19 protein-coding genes are annotated in these 19,388 nt (G+C 72.5%); 7 read left to right on the forward strand and 12 right to left on the reverse strand.

All coding sequences use genetic code 11. The annotated features are described in order from the left end of the window. Positions 1-6: 6 nt before the first annotated feature. Positions 7-903, reverse strand: a complete 897-nt coding sequence (locus ACTEI_RS32270) for a Gfo/Idh/MocA family protein (protein ID WP_122982543.1) — start codon at positions 901-903, stop codon at positions 7-9. 77 nt (positions 904-980) lie between these two features. Here ACTEI_RS32270 and ACTEI_RS32275 point away from each other — a divergent pair, with 77 nt between their 5' ends. Both ACTEI_RS32275 and ACTEI_RS32280 read left to right on the forward strand, forming a co-directional pair. Continuing rightward, entirely contained in the window at positions 981-1,346 is a 366-nt protein-coding gene (locus ACTEI_RS32275; RefSeq protein ID WP_122982544.1) for a hypothetical protein, read from the forward strand. Beyond that, the gene (locus ACTEI_RS32280; protein WP_122981096.1) at positions 1,339-1,779 is read left to right on the forward strand and encodes a hypothetical protein; all 441 of its coding nucleotides are present in this window, start codon (positions 1,339-1,341) and stop codon (positions 1,777-1,779) included. Before ACTEI_RS32275 ends, ACTEI_RS32280 begins: the two co-directional genes overlap by 8 nt. Before the next feature lie 186 nt (positions 1,780-1,965). Here ACTEI_RS32280 and ACTEI_RS32285 read toward each other — a convergent pair whose 3' ends face one another. From ACTEI_RS32285 to ACTEI_RS32305, 5 genes are read right to left on the reverse strand one after another with little or no spacing between them, the layout of a single operon-like run. Then, positions 1,966-3,432 (reverse strand): glutathionylspermidine synthase family protein, encoded by a 1,467-nt coding sequence (locus ACTEI_RS32285; protein ID WP_122981097.1) that lies wholly within the window; start codon positions 3,430-3,432, stop codon positions 1,966-1,968. Positions 3,433-3,437: 5 nt separating this feature from the next. Next, positions 3,438-3,821, reverse strand: a complete 384-nt coding sequence (locus ACTEI_RS32290; RefSeq protein ID WP_122981098.1) for a hypothetical protein — start codon at positions 3,819-3,821, stop codon at positions 3,438-3,440. Between the two features lie 8 nt (positions 3,822-3,829). Next, positions 3,830-4,225, reverse strand: coding sequence for a hypothetical protein (locus ACTEI_RS32295; protein WP_122981099.1), 396 nt, complete (start codon positions 4,223-4,225; stop codon positions 3,830-3,832). Between the two features lie 36 nt (positions 4,226-4,261). Beyond that, the gene (fabG, locus tag ACTEI_RS32300; protein WP_122981100.1) at positions 4,262-5,026 is read right to left on the reverse strand and encodes a 3-oxoacyl-ACP reductase FabG; all 765 of its coding nucleotides are present in this window, start codon (positions 5,024-5,026) and stop codon (positions 4,262-4,264) included. Positions 5,027-5,080: 54 nt separating this feature from the next. Then, the gene (locus tag ACTEI_RS32305) at positions 5,081-6,727 is read right to left on the reverse strand and encodes an alpha-amylase family protein (protein ID WP_122981101.1); all 1,647 of its coding nucleotides are present in this window, start codon (positions 6,725-6,727) and stop codon (positions 5,081-5,083) included. Positions 6,728-6,843: 116 nt separating this feature from the next. Here ACTEI_RS32305 and ACTEI_RS32310 point away from each other — a divergent pair, with 116 nt between their 5' ends. After that, a complete protein-coding gene (locus ACTEI_RS32310; protein ID WP_122981102.1) occupies positions 6,844-7,563 on the forward strand; it encodes a DedA family protein in 720 nt (239 codons plus the stop codon). Here the strand turns inward: ACTEI_RS32310 and ACTEI_RS32315 are convergent. From ACTEI_RS32315 to ACTEI_RS32335, 5 genes are all read right to left on the reverse strand, one after another. Beyond that, on the reverse strand, positions 7,547-8,665 hold the full coding sequence (locus tag ACTEI_RS32315; protein ID WP_239082126.1) for a carbohydrate-binding protein: 1,119 nt from the start codon (positions 8,663-8,665) through the stop codon (positions 7,547-7,549). The two genes, ACTEI_RS32310 and ACTEI_RS32315, sit on opposite strands and share 17 nt — an antisense overlap. Before the next feature lie 105 nt (positions 8,666-8,770). Then, the gene (locus tag ACTEI_RS32320) at positions 8,771-10,048 is read right to left on the reverse strand and encodes a chitinase (RefSeq protein ID WP_122981104.1); all 1,278 of its coding nucleotides are present in this window, start codon (positions 10,046-10,048) and stop codon (positions 8,771-8,773) included. A gap of 177 nt (positions 10,049-10,225) precedes the next feature. Next, a complete protein-coding gene (locus tag ACTEI_RS32325) occupies positions 10,226-11,590 on the reverse strand; it encodes a carbohydrate-binding protein (RefSeq protein ID WP_122981105.1) in 1,365 nt (454 codons plus the stop codon). An 82-nt stretch (positions 11,591-11,672) separates the two neighbouring features. Further along, positions 11,673-12,392 carry a YidC/Oxa1 family membrane protein insertase gene (locus ACTEI_RS32330; RefSeq protein ID WP_122981106.1) on the reverse strand — a complete coding sequence of 240 codons (720 nt, stop codon included), beginning with the start codon at positions 12,390-12,392 and terminating at the stop codon, positions 11,673-11,675. Positions 12,393-13,035: 643 nt separating this feature from the next. After that, positions 13,036-13,308 (reverse strand): DUF6412 domain-containing protein, encoded by a 273-nt coding sequence (locus tag ACTEI_RS32335; RefSeq protein ID WP_122981107.1) that lies wholly within the window; start codon positions 13,306-13,308, stop codon positions 13,036-13,038. Positions 13,309-13,412: 104 nt separating this feature from the next. On the opposite strand from ACTEI_RS32335, the gene ACTEI_RS32340 reads away from it, so the two are divergent. Further along, positions 13,413-14,573: a carboxylate-amine ligase gene (locus tag ACTEI_RS32340; protein ID WP_122981108.1), complete on the forward strand. Its 1,161-nt coding sequence runs from the start codon at positions 13,413-13,415 to the stop codon at positions 14,571-14,573. A gap of 446 nt (positions 14,574-15,019) precedes the next feature. After that, positions 15,020-16,132 (forward strand): polysaccharide deacetylase family protein, encoded by a 1,113-nt coding sequence (locus tag ACTEI_RS32345; protein ID WP_239082128.1) that lies wholly within the window; start codon positions 15,020-15,022, stop codon positions 16,130-16,132. A gap of 760 nt (positions 16,133-16,892) precedes the next feature. Here the strand turns inward: ACTEI_RS32345 and ACTEI_RS32355 are convergent. Then, positions 16,893-17,702, reverse strand: coding sequence for an Fpg/Nei family DNA glycosylase (locus ACTEI_RS32355; protein WP_122982545.1), 810 nt, complete (start codon positions 17,700-17,702; stop codon positions 16,893-16,895). A 169-nt stretch (positions 17,703-17,871) separates the two neighbouring features. Between ACTEI_RS32355 and ACTEI_RS32360 the strand changes: the two genes are divergently transcribed. Both ACTEI_RS32360 and ACTEI_RS37930 read left to right on the forward strand, forming a co-directional pair. Continuing rightward, complete coding sequence (locus tag ACTEI_RS32360) at positions 17,872-18,477, forward strand: ATP-dependent Clp protease proteolytic subunit (protein ID WP_122981110.1); 606 nt, start codon at positions 17,872-17,874, stop codon at positions 18,475-18,477. Between the two features lie 120 nt (positions 18,478-18,597). Continuing rightward, on the forward strand, positions 18,598-19,182 hold the full coding sequence (locus ACTEI_RS37930) for a hypothetical protein (protein WP_187645854.1): 585 nt from the start codon (positions 18,598-18,600) through the stop codon (positions 19,180-19,182). The last annotated feature ends 206 nt before the right edge of the window (positions 19,183-19,388 follow it).

A 19,388-nucleotide genomic window follows, 5' to 3' on the forward strand; every position in this document is an offset into this window, starting at 1 on the left:
GCCCGGTCAGCCCAGCCGGACCGTGCGTCCCTCGCGGACCGCCTCCGCGGCGGCCGCCAGCACCTCGGTCACCTGCTGGCCGAACCGGACGTCGCAGGCCGGCCGCGGGCCACCGGCGGCGGCCGACAGCAGCTCGTCGAGCGCCCGGCCGAACAGGTCGACCGCGGAGAACGGCACCGTCGGCACGGTGCGCACCCCGGCCGCCCCGGCGAATTCCGCCTCGGCCCGGACCGCCGCCTCCGGCGCGTCCACCGACAGGGTGAGCCGGCTGATCGCCCCACTCGCGTGCCGCAGCACCAGCGAGGTCAGATCGCGCCCGCCGGTCAGGCCGGTCACCTCGGTCACCGGGCCGAGCACCGGCAGCACCAGGGACAACGCGTGCGGGCCGACGTCCCAGAGGCCGCCGCGCTCCCGGCGCCACGGTGAGGCGCCGAACGGGTTGTCCGGCGTGAAGATCGAGCCGAGGTGGTCGACCCGCGCCTCGGTCCAGCCGCCGGTCGCCACGGCGTCCGCGAGGAACCGCTCGGTCTCCGGCACGAACCGCCGGGTGAAGAAGACCACCGAAGCCACGTCCCGGTCGGCGACGGCCGAGGCGAGTTCCGCAGCCTCCGAGGCACGCAGCGAGACCGGCTTGTCCAGCACCAGGTGCCGTCCGGCCCGCGCCGCGCGGATCGCGATCGGCGCCTGCACGTCCGGCGGCAACGCGATCGCAACCGCGTCCACGTCGGCGATCAGCTCGTCCGCGTCCGCATACGCCCGGGTGCCACGCTTCGCCGCCAGCTCCGCGGCCTTCTCCGGGTTCCGCCCCCAGACCCCGGCCAGCTCGACCCGCGGGTGTTGTGCCAGGGCCGCCGAATGCACATCGTGCGCCCACGGGCCCGTACCGAACAATCCGAACCGCACCGGTCCGCCCACCTCTCCTCGACCGATCTCCGGGGCCGCAAGTTACCAGCCCACGGTCGGCTCAGTAACCTGTGCCGGTGAACGGTCCCCTCTCGGCGGCGACGATCGTCGCCGCTCTCGTGCTGGCGGCGTGGTTCTTCCTGCGCAGCGCGCTCGATCGCGCGCCCAGCCGCTTCGACCTGCTGGCCATGGCCGCGCTCAGCGCCCTGGCCGCGGTCCTCGTCGTGGTCGCCGCGATCGGCCTCCTCGACGGCACCCGCCCCTCGGACCCCGCCACGTTCGCCGGTTACCTGGTCACCACCATCGCCTTCGCGCCGGCCGCGCTGTGGCTGGCGAAACTCGAACCGACCCGGTGGGGCAGCCTGATCCTCGGGGTCGGCGCCGTCGTCCTGCCCGTCCTGGTGCTGCGCCTGCAGCAGATCGCCGAGGTGACCCATGGCTGACCGGACCCGGACCAGGCCGCGCGGCGCGGCGCTGGGCACCGGCCTCGGCCGGGTGCTGCTGCTGGTGTACGGGACGTTCGCCCTGTCCGCGAGCGCCCGCGCCCTGGTCCAGATCAGCACGCACTTCGCCGAGGCCCCGCTGGCCTATCTCCTCTCCGCCCTGGCCGGCGTGGTCTACCTCGCGGCCACCGTGGGGCTGGCCGTCGGCGGCGCCCGCGGCCGGCTGATCGCCCTGGTCAGCTGCACCATCGAGCTGGTCGGCGTGCTGGTCGTCGGCACCCTGAGCATCGCCGACCGCGTCGCCTTCCCGGACGACACGGTCTGGTCCCGCTTCGGCAGCGGCTACGGCTACGTCCCGCTCGTCCTGCCGTTCGTCGGTCTGTGGTGGATCTGGCGCCACCGCCCCGAGCCGGCCGGCTCCGACCGCTCCTGACACTCCCCGCCCGGCCCGGCGGCGACCGCGCCCGCCGGGGCAGCGCCCGGGAGATCTCCGGAAACGCGAACGGCGCCACGCTGCGCAGCGCGGCGCCGACCACATCAAGCGGCTTCCGGGGGGATCATACCATTCTGTCTATTTCGATGACCGTTTTGAGCGGATGGAGCGACATCGACCGTACGGTCAGCTCTCCGCCTCGATCGCGTGCGGCAGGAAATTGCAGGTGTTCCGGGTGACCAGGCCGGACACGCCGACGCCCTCACGGATGCCCATCCCGGCCGGCTCGCCGTCGATCAGCCAGGACCCGATCACCGGGTGCACGGTGCCCTCCAGGGCGTCGAAGGCCGGCAGCTCGCACAGCTGCTGCACGATGTAGAGGCCGTCGGTGCCGTACTCGGAGGGGTTGTCGACGATCGTCTGGCCCGCACGGACCAGCGTGACCGAACCGCCCTCCCGGCCCCAGACCGGCTTCTTCGCGTACGACGTGAGCGTCGCCGCGCCCTTGGAGTCGGCGAAGTACGCCGGCAGCAGGTACTTCCCGCGCTCCGGGTCGTCGCCGAACAGCTTCCACAGCACCGGCAGCAGCGCTTTGTTGCCGAGCAGCGCGGCCTTGTACGGCGGCTCGATCCACACCGTCCCGCGCTTCTGCGGGTCCGCCATGTTGCGGAAGAACGCCTTGCCGCCCTCCTCGTGCCAGAACCACTCCCACGGGTAGAGCATGAAGATCACGTCGATCGGCTCGGCCTCGTGCTCGCGGCCCGGCGCCGGCACGTAGACCACCCGGTCGCCGGCCACGTCCCAGCCGATCTGGCTCATCGCGATCAGTTCGACCGGGAAGCCGGCCTCCTCCGCCGTGGACATCAGGTACGCGACGTTCATCCGGTCCTCGCCCGAGGCCTCCGACGTCTCGTACGCGAAGAAGATCTTCGGTTTCTCCGGCAGCCACGGCCGCGCCTCGCGCAGCTTGCCGATGTTGCGCCGCCAGGCGCCCGGGTCGGCCGGCTCGCCGTCCGGGGTGGCCTCCCAGCCGACCAGCCGGTCGTGGATCGAGTTCCACTGCCGCCACGGATGCCGGCTCACGCCGGTCTGGTCCATCCAGTGCCACTGGATGACCGAGGCCTCGACCAGCGAGGTCGGCGTCTGCGCGTTGAACTCCAGCAGCTTCGGCGTGCTGCCGGCCCCGTTGTACCACAGGTCGAAGCGGCCGTAGACGGTCGGCGAGAAGTCCGGCGTCTGCATCGGCAGCCGCATGTCCGGATCCTTGTCGTAGTGCGTCCACGTCTCCGCGTCGCCGTCGTACCAGGTCCGGATGATCTGCTCGTGGGCGAACTCCGGGACGCCGATCCGGCTCAGGTAGCACTCCGCGGGCGTGCAGATCGAGGCGAAGTAGCCACGCCTGCGGCCCTCCACCGTACGCCGCGGGCACTGCCCGACCATCCAGTCGCCGGCCTCCAGGCACATCTCGTAGAGCGTCGCGGTGGCGGTCTCCAGCTCCTCGATCTCGGCCGCGGTGAAGTCGTAGAACGGCCCCTCCTGCCAGTACGAGTACATCGACCCGTCGGGCAGCACGTCGTCGTTGTACGTCAGTCCGAGGCTGAAATTGGTCAGCCGCCAGCCGTCCCGGACCGGCCCGTACGGAATCCGCCGCATGTTCCCTAGCCTCCCACCGAACCGCTGTCGTCGCCGATGCCGCCGCCGGTGCTGCCCCGCCCGACGACCCCGGTCCGGACGGTGGCCGCCGGCGTGGCCGCCCGGGTCGTCCCGGCCGTCCGGGTGGGCGCCGTCCCGGCTGCCCCGGGCGCCCGGGTGGTCCGGACCGGCCGGGCGGTCCGCGCCGGCGTGCCGGTCCGCGCCGGCGTGGCCGTGGGCGCCGTGGTGGCCGGCACGACCATCGGCTCACCGATGCCGCCGCCGCCCGGATATCCGGGGTCTCGCGGCTCGGTGGCGTCCCGGGTCTCGCGGCCCGGCGAGGCACAGGCGGTGAGGGCCAGGAAGGAGGCCGTCAGAACGACGGCCCGCGAGGTCCAGCGTCGCGTCATCGCAGAGCTCAGCCGCCCGAGGTGCGGCTGCCGCTGCCGCCCTTGCCGACCACACTGGACTTGATCGTCCCGTTGCTGACCCGGCCGGTCGCGGGCAGCCCGTACGCCCGGCGGGCGGCGGTGTCGTTGTAGGCGAACCGGCCGCCGCCGGGCGGCAGGCGGTACCCGACCGGATAGCCGGACCGGTACGCGGTGGAGTGCCAGATGAAGAATCCCGCGCCGCCGTGGTAGCTGTCGTCGTCGTCGCAGTAGTCCTCGTCGACGACGACGCCATTGGCGTCGGCGCAGTAGAAGCCCTCGTTCTGGTAATCGTCGTCGTTGTCGCAAGCCGCCGCGCCGCCCGCGGCGAGCAGCAGAAATGTGCTGGTCAACGACACGCTGCGGGAGCTCATGCGTCGGTTCATGTTTTCTTTGTAGCCGTTCTCAGCAAGTTGCCAGCATCAGTCGCGTGGCCCGCCGGCCACGTAAATCACCTGGCCGGACACGAATCCGGCGCCCTCGCTGACCAGGAACGAGACGGTGTTGGCCACATCCTCCGGGCGGCCGGAGCGGCCCACCGGGATCTGGCTGATCGCCGCCTTCTCGAAGTCGGCGAAATCCATGCCGACCCGGGCCGCCGTGGCCCGGGTCATGTCGGTGACGATGAAGCCCGGCGCCACCGCGTTCGCGGTGATGCCGAACTTACCCAGCTCGATCGCCAGCGTCTTGGTGAATCCCTGGATGCCGGCCTTGGCCGCGGCGTAGTTGGCCTGCCCGCGGTTGCCCAGCGCCGAGGTGCTGGAGAGGCTGACGATCCGGCCGAAGCCGGCGTCCACCATGTGTTTCTGCACCGCTCGGCTGAACAGGAACGCGCCGCGCAGGTGCACCGCCAGCACGGTGTCCCAGTCCTCCTCGCTCATCTTGAAGAGCAGGTTGTCGCGCAGCACCCCGGCGTTGTTGACCAGCACGGTCGGCGGGCCGAGCTCGGCCACCACCCGTTGCACAGCGGCGCTGACCTGGGCCGGGTCGGACACGTCCGCGCCGATCGCGACCGCGGTGCCACCGGCGTCGTGGATCGCGGTGACCGTGTTGGCGCAGGCGCCCTCGTCCAGGTCGACCACCGCGACGGCCAGGCCGTCGGCGGCGAGCTTGAGCGCGATCGCCTCGCCGATGCCCCGCGCGGCTCCGGTGACGACGGCAACCCTGGACGGTGCGGACTGCGACATTGCGGCCTCCCAGTGGTGATCTCCGCTGCTCCTGCCGGCCGACTCTAGCCCCGGTCAGGCGGTTCTGCGCAGCCGGATCCACCGGTACCCGTAACCGGACACCGGGAGGTCGGCGAGCTGGCCCGGATCCGGGTACTCCGAGTCGGCCAGCACGTCGTTGGGCAGCTCCGCCTCGCCGGACAGCGAGCTCAGGTCGGCGGTCACCGCCTCCGGGCCGAGATTGTGCAGGAAGAGCATGGTGCCGGTGCCGTCGTCGGCCCGGTGCACCAGCAGGCTGCGGGGCACCGGCACGTCGACATGCGTGCACGCGCCGCTGCCGATCTCCGGCGCCTCCCGCAGGGTGCGGATCATCCGCTCGAACCAGGAGAGCAGTGAGGAGCTGTCGTGCCGCTGCAGGGTCACGTTGACCGATTCGTATCCGAATTCCCCACCGCTGATCACCGGGCGGGTCAGCCGGTCCGGCTCGGCGGTGGAGAAGCCGCCGCCCGGCAGGGCGGACCACTGCATCGGGGTACGGATCGCGTCCCGGCCCTCCAGCGACAGGTCGTCACCCATGCCGATCTCCTCGCCGTACCGCAGCACCGGGGTGCCGCGCAGGCTGAACTGCAGCGCGTAGGCCAGCTCCAGCCGGCGGCGGTCGTTGCCCAGCATCGGGGCCAGCCGGCGGCGGATGCCCCGCCCGTACAGCTGCATCCGCGGCTCCGGGCCGAACCGGGCGAAGACGTCGGCGCGCTGCTCGGCGGTGAGCCGGGACAGGTCGATCTCGTCGTGGTTGCGCAGGAACGTGGCCCACTGCCCGCCGGGCGGCAGCTTCGGGGTGTCGCGCAGCCCGTCGATGATCGGCTCCGGGTCCTCCCGGGCCAGCGCCAGCACCATCTTCGCGTTCAGCATGAAGTCGAACAGCATGTGGATCCGGTTGCCCGAGCCGCCCTCGTCGCCGAAGAAGGTGACCAGCTCGGCGGGCTCCACATTGGCCTCGGCGAGCAGCACCGCATCGGCCTTGCGCCACTGCACGTGCTGGCGCAGCTCGGTGAGGAAGCCGAAGTCCTTCGGGGAGTCCGGGTTGCCCGGCTCGGTCTCCTCGATGATGAACGGCACCGCGTCCATCCGGAATCCGGCGACCCCGAGCTGGAGCCAGAACGCGCAGATCTTCTTGATCTCCTCGCGGACCGCCGGGTTGCGGATGTTGAGGTCCGGCTGGAACCGGTAGAACCGGTGGTAGTACCAGGCTTTCGCGGTCCGGTCGTAGGTCCAGGTCTCGTCCTGCTCGCCCGGGAAGACCATGCCCTGCTTGCGGTCCGGTGGCTCGGTGTCGCTCCAGACATACCAGTCCCGGTACGGCGAGTCCGGCGACGACCGCGCCGACCGGAACCACGGGTGCTGGTCCGACGTGTGGTTCACCACCAGATCGATGATCACCTTGATGCCCCGGTTGCCCGCCTGGTGCAACAGCTCGGCGAAGTCCCCGAGGCTGCCGAACCGCGGGTCGATGTTGTAGAAGTCGGCCACGTCGTAGCCGTCGTCGCGGCCCGGCGAGGGGTGGATGGGGTTGAGCCAGAGGCAGTTCACGCCGAGGCGGGCCAGGTAGTCCAGCCGCCCGATCAGACCCGGGATGTCGCCGCAGCCGTCGCCGTCGGAATCGGCGAAGGTGTCGATGTCGAGGCAGTAGACGACGGCCTTCGAGTACCACCGGTCACTCATGGCCCCTTACTTGTCCGCGCCCGCGCGACGCAAAACGTGCGCCCGCGCGGGCCCGGGGGTCACCATCGCCGGCGGCGCCCGGGGTTGCTTCGGCCGCGGTCGGGTATGGGTGGGAGATGGCACAGGTCGATCCCGGACAACTGAGTGGGCTGACCGGATGGGTCGCCTCGGTCATCGACGCGCTCGGCGAGGCAGGCGTCGGCCTGCTGGTGGCGTTGGAGAATGTGATTCCGCCGATCCCCAGCGAGATCGTCCTGTCCCTGGCCGGTTATCTGGCCAGTGCCGGCCGGGTCGACGTGCTGCTGGTCTGGCTCGCCGCGACGCTCGGCGCCGTGGTCGGCGCGCTGCTGCTCTACGGGCTCGGGCGTGGGCTCGGCGAGCAGCGGCTGCGCCGCGGGCTGGACCGGATCCCGCTGGTGGACCTGGACGACCTGGACAAGGCCGACCGGTGGTTCGCCCGGCACGCCCGGGCCGCCGTGCTGTTCGGCCGCTGCGCGCCGGTGGTACGCAGCCTGGTGTCCATCCCGGCCGGGGCGGACCGCATGCCGATCAGGCAGTTCACCGTCTTCACCGCGATCGGCAGCGGGGTGTGGAACGCGATCTTCGTGGGCGCCGGCTACGCCCTGGGCGAGCGCTGGCAGGACGTGGAGCGGTACAGCCACTGGTTCGACTACGCGATCGCCGCGTTCTTCGCGGTCGCGGTCATCTGGTGGGTGGTCAGGAAGGTGCGCGGCCGCTCCGCGAAGCGACCGCGCACCGGGGACGCCGGACGCGGCCGCCCGGTGGAGCGACCGCGCACCGAGGACGCCGGGTCAGGCGTCAGAAGCCCGCGCTGACCTTGGTGAAGGCCCAGTCGGACTGGGCGATGCCGGAGCAGTCGGAGACCACGCCGCCACCGGCGCAGCCGCGGTCGCGGTTGACCGCCCAGAAGGTGAAGCGGGACAGGCCCTTGCTCTTCGCGTAGTCGCGGATCCGGGTCCAGGTGTCCACCGAGGTGACCTCCTGCTGGTCGGAGAGACCGTTCATGCCGGAGATGCCCATGTGCGAGTACGCCTGCGCGTCGGTGTAGCCGAACGTGCTCTTCAGGGTGTTCTTCAGGCCCTCGGTGGCGCCGACCGTGGCGGCGTACATGTCCGCGCCGCCGCCGAAGTCGAACGGCATCTGGGTGAAGATGTCGATGTTCGCGCCCAGCGCCTTGGCCTGCTGGATCAGCCGGGTGCCGTAGTAGGTGGGACCGGTCGGCGTGGTGCCGAACGTGACGATGGTCTTCACCGACGGGTTGTTGGCCTTGATGATCTTGAGGGCGCCGAGGATCCGGTCCTGGACCGCGGTGTTCTCGAACTCGTCGGTGTTCTCGATGTCGATGTCGATCGCCTTCAGGCCGAACGCGTTGATCACCTTCTGGTACGCCCCGGCGAGGGCCTCCGCGGTGGCGCAGTTCGGGCCGAGCTTGTTGCCGCTCCAGCCGCCGATCGACGGGACCACGTCCGCGCCGGCCGCCTTGACCTGCGCGATGTAGTTGGCGTGCACGCCGCCGGTCAGCCCGGACTCACCGTCCCACGCCGGGTTGCAGCCGCCGCTGGCCAGCACGAACGCGATGGTGAAGGACTTGACCCCGGTGGCGTTGACGACCGTGGCCGGCGCCGGCGGGTTACCCCAGCCGGGGTAGACGTACGGCGCCGAGGCCATCTTGGTCCCGGTCGACGGCGGTGTGGTGGGCGAGCTGGTCGGGGGCGTGGTCGGCGTGGTGCCGCCGCCACAGACGCCGTTGTCGGCCCAGACGTCCCACTGACCGCTGTGGGTGGCCGGCGACTCGTTCTGGGTCCACCACTTGGCGGTGTAGTTGTGGCCGTTCTGCGAGGCCACGTTGTCCTTGACATAGGTGGCGGTCGGGCTCCAGGCGGCGGCGCACGCGACGGCGGCGTTGGACACCGTCATCGGGAGGACGGCCACGGCCGTACCGGCCGTGGCGACTGCCGAGACTAGAGCGATCTTCCTGCTCAATTTCACGGGGAACTCCGAGGGGGGTGCGGGGGTGCGGGATCAGGGAAGGGTGGTGAGGTGCGGATCGACCGTGGCGGCCCAGTTGTTGCCGTTGGTGACGTCCCAGTTGATCGACCAGGTCATCGCGCCACGGATGCCCGGGTAGGTGGCCGGCGGCTTGAAGCTGCCGCAGTTGGTGCCGCGAGCCAGGCAGTCCAGGGCGGCGTTGACCACCGACGGGGCGACGTATCCGCCGCCGGCGGCCTGGGTGCTGGCCGGCAGGCCGAGGGCGACCTGGTCCGGCCGGAGCCCGTTCTGGGTCTGGATGCACGCGAGGGCGACCAGGAAGTTCTCGGTGCCCTGGCTGTACGCCGCGTTCTGGTCGCAGCCGAGCATCGACCCGGAGTTGTAGAACTGGGTGTGTACGACGGTCAGGATGTCCTTGATCGCCAGCGCCAGCGCGAAATACGACGAGCCGGGGCTCTGCATGTCGATGGTCTGCGGCGCCATCGTGATGATCAGGTTGGCGCCGGCCTTGCCGCGCAGCGTGCGCAGGGCGCTCGCCATGTAGGTCGGGTTGAGCCCGTTCTCCAGGTCGATGTCCACGCCGTCGAAGCCGTACTTCTGGATCAGCGAGTAGACCGAGTTGGCGAAGTTGGTGGCCGCCTCGGCGCTGGCGACGCTGACCGTGCCCTTCTCGCCGCCGACCGAGATGATCACCTTCTTGCCGCGCGCGTGCAGCGTGGCGATGTCCGCCTTGAACTGCGCGTCGGTGTAGCCGCCGACCGCGCCGGCCAGCCCCGGGTCGAGGGTGAAGGAGACCGCGCCGGGGGTGGCGGTGGCGTCCGCGAACGCGACCGCGATCAGGTCGTACGTGGCGGGGACGTCGGCCAGCTTGAGGGCGGCCGCGCCGTTGACGAAGTTCTGCCAGTACCCGGTGAGGAAGTGCGCCGGCAGGGCGCCGGTCCCGGTCGGCTGCGTGGCCGGCGGGGTCGTCGGCGAGCTGGTCGGTGACGAGGTCGGCTTCGACGTGGGCGCGGAGGTCGGCTTCGAGGTGGGCGACGACGTCGGCGTAGTCGTGCCGCCGCACGCGCCGTTGTCGATCCAGACGTCCCACTGGCCACTGTGGGTGGCCGGCGACTCGTTCTGGGTCCACCACTTGGCGGTGTAGTTGTGGCCGTTCTGCGAGGCCACGTTGTCCTTGACGTAGACCGCGGTCGAGCTCCACGCCGGGGCGCACGCGGCGGCCGCGGAGGCGTCCGCGGCGAACCACGTCGCCGTGCCGGCGGCGGCCACCGCGGTGACCGTCGCGAAGAGTACCGATCGGGAGCGCTTCATCGCTGTCCTTCCTGCGCCGCCGGTGAGATACGTCAATCTTTAGGACTGTTAACAGTGGAAGTAAAGAGGGGGAGCACCTTAAACATCCTTAAAACTCGATCCGTGACCGCGACACGACGATGGGCCGCAACCGCAGGTCAGCGGCCACGGCCCATCGATTTCGGTCGTTAAAAGTTTTTACCGGCGGAACTGGAACCAGTTCACGTTGACGAAATCAGCGGGCTGCCCGCTGGTGAAGGTCAGATAGACCGTGTGAGTTCCGGTCACCCCGGAGACGTTGCCCGGGATCGAGGTCCAGTTCTGCCAGCCACCGGTGGAGCCCAGGGCGAAACTGCCGATCGGGGCGTTGCTCCGGCTGTCCAGGCGCACCTCGACCAGCCCGCTCACCCCGGCGGCCGCACCGGACGCGACCCGGGCCACGAAGTCCTTCACCCCGCCGGTCCCGAAGTTCACGTTGCTGAACTGCAGCCAGTCACCGTTGCCGATGTAGCCGACGTCCTGGCCGCCCTCGGAGCAGGTCTCCACCTGCACCCCGGCCGAGGCGTTGAAGGACTCGGCCTGGATCTGCGCGTACGCGTCGCGGGTCGAGCCGGTGGGCGGCGGGGTGGTCGGCGTGCCGCCGCCGCCGGACTGGTACACCGCCACGTAGTCGACCAGCATCGGCACCCCGGACTGGGTGGCCGCGGTCGGGCCGCCGCCGAACGCCGCCGGGAAGCCGCCGCCGATCGCCACGTTGAGGATCACGAACATCCCGTGGTGGGTGGCGTTGTTCCAGGTGGTGGCGTCGATCTGGGACGAGTTCAGGGTGAAGTAGTTGACGCCGTCCAGGTACCACCGCAGCTGTTCCGGCGACGTGCTGCGGTCGAACTCGATCGCGTACGTGTGGAAGCCGGTCTGGCAGCCGGAGCAGGCTCGCTCACCGCTGGTGAGGCCGGTCGTCTCGTTGCAGACGCCGCCCGGGTTGGTCCCGCAGTGCAGCGCGGCGAAGACCGAGGACCGGCCGTTGATGTCCTCCATGATGTCCCACTCGCCGATGCCCGGCCAGTTCGTCGCGCCCACCGGGCGGGCGGCGTCGCCGAGCGCCCAGAACGCCGGCCAGTACCCGGCGGCCGCGGCGCCGCTCACATTCGGCTGCTGCAGGCGGGCCTCGATCCGTACCCGGCCGCCGGCCGGCGCGGCGAAGTCGGTGCGCTGGGTCTCCACCCGGCCCGAGGTCCACCGGCCGGCCGCGTCCCGGATCGGCTTGATCACCAGGTTGCCGCCGCCGTCCTGGTAGACGTTCGCGGTGGAGTCGGTCATCGTCTCGATCTCGCCGGTGCCCCAGTTGGCCGCGCCGCCGGGATAGCCGGTGCCGATGGCATAGAGCCAGTTCGACCGGTTCAGCCCGGTCCCGGCCGCGCCGGTGAAGTCGTCGCTGAACACCAGCGACATGCCGGACGGCGGAGGCGGGACGGCCGCCTCCGCCTGGGCCACGAACGTCATGGACGCGCCGACGGTCAGCGCGGCCGCGGTGAGCGTGAGGATGCGTCGAGGAGCTGCCATGGGGCACGCCTTTCCGAGGGGGCGGGGACGCAGACGTGAGAGCGCTCTCTGGCAAAGATTGCACGCTTGTTTCGCACACTTGTCAACGTTCGTCGATCGCTGCGGTCTCCGTCCGCCTGACGAGCCGCCGTCGAACCGCCTGCTCACCGGCGGTCCACACCGAGGAGGTGACCAGGTAGACGCCACCGGCCAGCGGCAGCCAGGCCACCGCCAGCACGCTCAGCCAGGGCAAATATTTCATCATGGTGACCGTCAGCGTGGCCGCCCGCTGCGCCTCACCGGAGCCCGGCGGCACCGCGTCGTGCCGGGCGGCCGCGACCGCCCGGCTCGACGACCACCAGGCGGTCACCGCGGCCAGCGCCAGCAGCCCGGCAAAGACCGGCAGGCCGGCGCCCAGGTGCGCGGTCAGCGGCACGCCGGCGATCGTCCCGGCGGGCGGATCCAGCGCCACCCGGTACATGACCATGAAGAACGGCGCCTGGGCCAGCGCGGGCAGCAGCCCGGCGAACGGGCCGACGCCGTGCTCACGCTGCAACGCGAGGGTCGCGGTGGCCAGCTCCACCGGGTCACGATGCCTGCGGCGCAACTGCGCCAGCTGCGGGGCGAGGACCGCCCGGCGGCGCTCGGCCCGGATCTGCAGGTAGGTGAGCGGGGTCAGGCCGGCACGCACGAGCAGGGTGAAAGCGACGATCGCGAGCGCCGGGGCGAGCCCGCCGGCGAACGGGTCGAGGAACCCGGCGAGGCCGGTGATGGCGGCGTGCGCGGCGTCGACGACGGCGTGGAACGGACTGGCGACAGACATGGACGTACCCCCTGGGGTCCGAAGCGATGGGACACCGAGGCGGCGGTCTGACACTCACCCCGGCCCACCCGCCGGGGCCGGCGACGGCGGCGCGGGGCCGCGGGCACGCCGCCCCGGATCGCCGGAGACGCACGGCCCCCGGATCGCCGGGCCGCAGGCCGGGCCACCGGACCGCAGGCCGGGCCACCGGACCGCAGGCCGGGCCACCGGACCGCAGGCCGGGCCACCGGGCCGCAGGCCGGGCCACCGGACCGCCGGGCCGCAGACCGGGCCGCCGGGCCGCAGACCGGGCCGCCGGGCCGCAGGCCGGGCCACCGGACCGCAGGCCGGGCCACCGGACCGCCGGGCCGCAGACCGGGCCGCCGGGCCGCAGACCGGGCCGCCGGGCCGCCGGGGCGCAGGGCCCGCCGCGGGCACGCTGGTCTCGGGTGTGGACCGGAGACTCAGGGCCGCGGTCGAAGTGCGAGCGCGGGCAAGGCGCGGGCCGGGCAAGGCGCGGGCGCAGACACGGCGCGGACGGGATGCGGGCACGGCGGGGCAAGGCGCGAGCGGGATGCGGGCACGGCGGGGCAAGGCGCGAGCGGGGTGCGGGCACGGCGGGGCAGGGCGCGGGCGCGGTCAGCGGGACGGCGCCGGTGCGAGGTCAGACAGCCGCGGGGTACGGCGTCGGCGCGCGGGGCCGGGGGCGGCCGGGCGCGCCGGGGTCGAGCAGGCGCCGGGCCGACGTGCGGAACCGGCGGGCGACCGCGCGCAGCCCCGGCAACAGCCACCTGGCCAGCACCGGGACCGCGACGGCGGCGACCACCAGCAGCGCCGCGGCGACCAGGGCCAGCGCCAGCACCAGGCGCGGTCCGCTGCTCAGGCCGGGCTGCAGCAGGGCGGAACCCGCCAGCGCCCAGTACCCGAGAAGCAGCATGGGCCGCAGCCTAGCCGGACCGGTCAACCGGCCCGCCCCGGTTCTCCGCCGCCCCACGCTGAGCTGCGGTTTCCTGGCGGATCGCGTCGGGTACCAGCAGTCGCATGGAAGCCGCTGCCGAGGGCACGACGACGATCTCCCCCACGCTCGCCGAGCGCGCCGAACGGCGTGACCTGCTCACCCTGGGCGTCGAGGAGGAATACCTGCTGGTCGACGCGGTCGAGCCACGCGGCGTGGAGACCGTCGAGGCGGTGCTCGACGAGGTGCCCGAGCAGCTGCGGCCCAGCGTCCAGCACGAGTACGTGCGCAGCCAGATCGAGGTGGCCAGCCCACCGCAGCTGGAGCTGACCGGTCTCCACGAGTCGATGAGCCGGCTGCGCACCGGGCTGGCCGACGCCGCCGAGCGGGCCGGCTCCCGGCTGGTCGCGGTCGGCGCCGGCCCGGCCGCCGGGCCGAACGCCCGGCTGGTGGACAAACCGCGGTACCACCGGATGCGGGAGCGCTTCGGCGACCTCTCCCCCGGACAGGGCCTGTGCGGCACCCACGTGCACGTGAGCATCCCGGACCCCGAGACCGGCGTGCAGGTGCTCAATCACCTGCGGCCCTGGCTGCCCACGTTGCAGGCGGCGACGGCCAACTCGCCGCTGTCCGCCGGGCACGACACGGGGTACGCCAGCTGGCGCTCGATGATGTGGGAGCGCTGGCCGACCGTCGGGCCCACCCCGTACCTGAACTCCCACGAGCACTACCTGACGCTGATCGCGGACCTCGAGGCGAGCGGCGCGATGCTCGACGAGGGGATGCTTTACTGGTACGCCCGGCTCTCCGCGAACTACCCGACCGTGGAGATCCGGATGGGCGACGTGATGCCCACCGTGGACGACGCGATCCTGCTCGCCGCGCTGGCCCGGGCCCTGGTCGCCACGCTGCTGCACGAGGTGCGCGACGGGGTGGCCGCGCCGGACGTGCCGCACCCGCTGCTGATGGCCGCGCACTGGCGTGCGGCCAAGGACGGCCTGGAGGGGCAGGGCATCGACCTGGCCACCCGGGAACCCCGGCCGGCCTGGCGGCTGCTGCGCCAGCTCGTCGACTACGTACGCCCGGAACTGGAACGGCACGGCGACCTGGAGATGACCACCGACCTGCTCGACCGGTTGCGCTCGCACGGGACCGGGGCGGCGCGCCAGCGGGTCCTGCTCGCCAAGGGCGCCCGGGTCGACGAGGTGGTGGACTGGCTGGCCCGGGCGACCCGCGGCGAGACGTGACCGCGGAACGTGTCCCGCGTGGATCACATCAGATATTACCCGTGGCGGCACATTTGGTGAGCAGCGCAAACCACCATATGTGACGGTGCGATGACTGATCTGGTATCGCGCTGGATCTTGCTGCACGGTAGGCATGACGAATGCCGCCGCACTCCTCGCCGCACCTGACGAGCTCCGGCGACGCAGCCGCGACGGGTGGTCGGCACCGCCGGCCGGACCCCGCCGACGGCTCGGAGACCGCGTCCCGCGTCCGCTCCCGGGCGTACCCCCCGCAGTCGTCACCGCGCTCCGCTGTGGACGGCTCCGGGCAGCCCGCCACCCGGGCGGCCCGGCACCGCGCGGGCGACACCGGGTCGTACAGCACCGTGCGTACCGGAGAGAGTGGATCCCCCGCCGGGCGGACCCGGCGCGCCACCGGCCCGCGCCGGTCACGCGCGAGGCGCCCGGTGACCGGCGCGCACCGCGCGCCCAACACCCTTCCGCTGGAAGCCTGGCTGGAAGCGGCGAAGAACCGGCCCACCACCGTGCTCGGCACCCTCGTGGTGACCGGGCTGTTGATCACCGCGGTGCCACTGTCGCAGCCGGACACCGGCAGCGACCCCGGCGCGTTCACCGCAGCCGCCCAGGCGGCGGCCTCGGCCCGGGCAGCGCAGCGCGACCGGGCGACCGACGCGGACGGCGGCGGCAAGCAGCAGAGCCAGGCCCAGGCCCAGCCGATCGCCGGGACGACCGCCCGGCCCACCCCGGAGGCGTCCGCCACCGTCAAGCCGGTCCAGCACGCCCCGGCGCGCGCCGTCCCGCCCGGCGCCGGACCCGGCAAGTCGCTGATCACCACCGGCGGCCAGCAGGTCGCCCTCACCTTCGACGACGGCCCGGACCCGCAGCTGACCCCGCAGATCCTGCAGATGCTCGACCAGTACCAGGTCAAGGCGACGTTCTGCCTGGTCGGCTCGCAGGCGCTGCGGCACCCGGACCTGGTGCGGCAGATCGTCGCGGCCGGGCACACGCTGTGCAACCACACGTACGCCCACGACCTGACGATCGGCCGGAAGAACGCCGCGAAGATCCGCGCCGACCTGGCGAAGACCAACGAGGCGATCCGGACCGCGGTCCCGGGCGCGCAGATCCCGTTCTTCCGGGCGCCCGGCGGCAACTTCTCCGACAAGCTGGTGTCGGTGGCCCACGCCGACGGGATGGCCTCGCTCTACTGGGACGTCGATCCGCGGGACTGGGAACACCCCGCGGGCGAGAGCGACGCGCAGCACGTCAAGCGGGTGATCGCCACGGTGAAGAAGCAGACGAAACCGGGCTCGATCATCCTCTCCCACGACTTCAACCAGCCCGACACCATCACGGCGTACCGGGACCTCATCCCCTGGCTGGCGAAGAACTTCCAGCTGGGTGTGCCGTCCGGCACCGGCGAGACACCGGTCACCGCGACGCCGACCGCGCCGACCCCGGCGACGCCCTCGCCGTCGGCGAGCACCAGCGCGCCGCCGGCCGTGGCGCCGCCGTCGGCGAGCCCGTCGACCGCGTCGACCGGCGCGCCCACCCCCTGAACCCGTTCCGGTCCGGTCCCCTGACGCCGGTCTGGTCCCGTCCCCCTGACGCCGGTCTGGTGCGACCCGCGGACGCCGCCCTGGTCCGGCCGCGGCCGAGTTTCACGGTGGTTCCGCGCGACGTCCGCCGTGCACCGGTTCGCGGCGCGTATCGGACGGTGTGCGGCGGCCCGTGGCGGGCGCCGCGGATCGTCCGAGCGTGGCCGCTGACGTGCGGGGCACTCCCGGACCGCGGCGTGTCACCCGGGCAGGGTCGCTGACGTGCGCGGTACCCCGGGCCCCAGCGGAGCATCCCCGCACGGCCGCTGACGTGCGCGGCACTCCCGGACCGCGGCGTGTCGTCCGGGCGCGGCTACTGCCGTGCCGCGCTGCGAACGCCGCGCGGGACCGTCACGGGGCTCGGCTGGGCCTTCGGACGGGGCTCCCGGTTCGTATCGGATATGGGTTTCATGCCGCCCTCGGGGCCGCGCGGCCGGGCGCGGGCCAGCGTGCGGCAGGGCGCGGGCCAGCGTGCGGCAGGGCGCGGGCCAGCGTGCGGCAGGGCGCGGGCCAGCGTGCGGCAGGGCGCGGGCCAGCGTGCGGCAGGGCGCGAGCCAGCGTGCGGCAGGGCGCGGAAAGCCCGGCCCAACCCCGGATCGCCGCCGGACGGGGCGAATGCGGCAAACGCGCAATCGCCGCGGATCTCGGCGGAACGCCGTGCGATGCGGCGAACATCGCGGGACGTGGTGGTTGCCGCCGGGCGTGGGGATCGCCGTTTCGGTCAGCGGGGCTGGCAGGTGGGGCACCAGTAGAGGTTGCGGCCGGCCAGCGGACCGCGCGAGACGGCCGTGCCGCAGACCAGGCAGGGCTGGGCGGCGCGGCGGTAGACATAGACCTCGCCGCCGTGCCGGTCGACGCGCGGCGCCCGCTGCATCGCCTCCGGGGTGTGCCGGGTGTGCACGGTGTCGATCCGGCCGCGGGCCACGCCCTCCTTCATCAGCGCGCACAGGTCGTCCCAGATCGCCGTCCAGCGCTCCCGGTCGATCGCGGTGCCCGGGGTGAGCGGGCTGAGCCCGGCGCGGAACAGCACCTCGTTGGCGTAGATCAGGCCGCAGCCGGCCACGATGGACTGGTCCAGCAGCAGCGCGAAGAGCGGCTTGGTGCTGGAGCGGACCCGCGAGTACGCCCGGGCGGGGTCCGCGTCGTCGCGCAGCGGGTCGGCGCCGAGGCGGGCGCGCAGCAGGTCCACCGCGGCCGGGTCGAGCACCTCGCAGGCGGTCGGGCCGCGCAGGTCGAGCCAGTGGGTGGCGCCGATCATCCGCATCCGGACCTGGCCGACCGGCTCCGGCAGCGGCGGCTCGCCCTCGGTGAACTTGCCGTAGAGCCCGAGGTGGACGTGCAGGGTGCGGTCGTCCTCGTAGTGGTGCAGCAGGTGCTTGCCGTAGGCCTCGGTGTCGTGCAGCACCCGCCCGTCGAGCCGCGCGGCGCCGCCGGCGAACCGGCCCTGCGGGCTGGAGACGGCCACCGGGCGCCCGGCGAACAGCTCACGGTGGCGGGTGGCGAGGCGGTGAATGGTATGTCCCTCCGGCACGCGCCAAAGGTAGCCGCCGGCGAGCCGCACACGGATCGGGCGTGATCAGCGCCACGGGCGGCCGGTTCTGCCGTGAGCGGATTCGCCCTGAGGGGAATCGCTGGGTTGCGACACGCTCCGTGGGAGAAGGTGTGAGACGTAGACGAGCGGATGCGAGAGGGTTGGGCTCATGAGTGTTGACACGACCATGCGCGGTGGCGGCGCGTCCTTCGACGACCAGGTCTTCGAGCGGCTGCTCCGGGAGCGGATCATCTTTCTCGGCAGCGAGGTCAACGACGAGGTGACCAACCGGATCTGCGCGCAGATGCTGCTGCTCGCCGCGGAGGACCCGGAGCGCGACATCGCGCTGTACATCAACTCACCCGGCGGCTCGATCAGCGCCGGGATGGCGGTGTACGACACCATGCAGTACATCAAGAACGACGTGGCCACCATCGCGATGGGCATGGCCGCCTCGATGGGCCAGTTCCTGCTCTGCGCCGGCACCCCCGGCAAGCGGTATGCCCTGCCCCACGCCCGGGTCATGATGCACCAGCTCTCCGGCGGCATCGGCGGCACCGCGGCCGACATCGCCATCCAGGCCGAGAGCATGCTGCACATCAAGCAGACGATGAACGAGCGGATCGCCTTCCACACCGGGCACACCCCGGAGGAGATCGAGCGGGACTCCGACCGGGACCGCTGGTTCACCGCCCAGCAGGCCAAGGAGTACGGCCTGGTCGACCACGTGATCAGCAAGGCCTCCGACGTGAACGCGACCTCGTCGCTGGTCTGACCGGCGCTGCCGCACGGCGGGCGCCCGGGTCCTCCCGGGTCGCCCGTCGTGTCGTTTCCCGGCGGGACGGGTATGGAGAAGGGTCGACACGCCCGACAATCCCGCCAAGGAGGTGCTGACGTGAGGATGCCGACCTTCTCGCGTACGGCGACGACCGATACCGATGAGACGGCCCGGGTCCCGGTGCGGCCCCGCCGGGACTCCGACGCCACCGCGCAGGACATTAACCGCCCCCGGACCAGCACGGTGACCGCACCGACCGAGGCGCAGCGCAAGCCCATCACGGTCGGCCGCCCGGTCACCGGGCCGGCCGCCACCGGGCCGGCCGCCACCGGGCCGGCCGCCCCGGCCGTCCCGGCCCCCGCGCCGGTCGCCAACCGCAGGCCGCGGGCCAGCCTGCTCGCCACCCTCGGCCTGATCACCGCGGTGGCCGGGATCGCGCTGGTGCTCTCCGGCCCGCTCGCCGGGTGGGGGATCGGCGTCGCCGGGCTTGGCCTGCTCCTCTCCCTCGCCGGGCTGAGCGCCACCCGCAAGCAGCACGTGGCCGGTAAGACCGACGCGCTGATCGGCATCGTCGTGGCGCTGGGTGCGATCACGCTCGGCGTGCTCGCGCTGACCGGCCAGCTGAGCTGGCTCGGCACCGACACCCACCCGGCATCGGATCTTCGCGAGTGGCTCGACACACAGTTTGCCAAGCGTTTCTGACGGGTACCTGACATGTACCGACGGCGATGCGCGGTCGGTGCACCTCTCGGAATCGGGACGACACGGTCGTCGGCCCGCCCCGAATTCACCCGGCGGTTCGCCGGGTCGGCTCCGGCGGTTCGCCGGAGACCGCACGGGCGCCTGGGGTGGCGTGGGAACGCCGCTCCCGGCGCCCGTGTGGCGTGTGCACAACGATTCGCTGCCCG

It is taken from the genome of Actinoplanes teichomyceticus ATCC 31121 (assembly GCF_003711105.1).
GTDB classification, from domain to species: domain Bacteria; phylum Actinomycetota; class Actinomycetes; order Mycobacteriales; family Micromonosporaceae; genus Actinoplanes; species Actinoplanes teichomyceticus.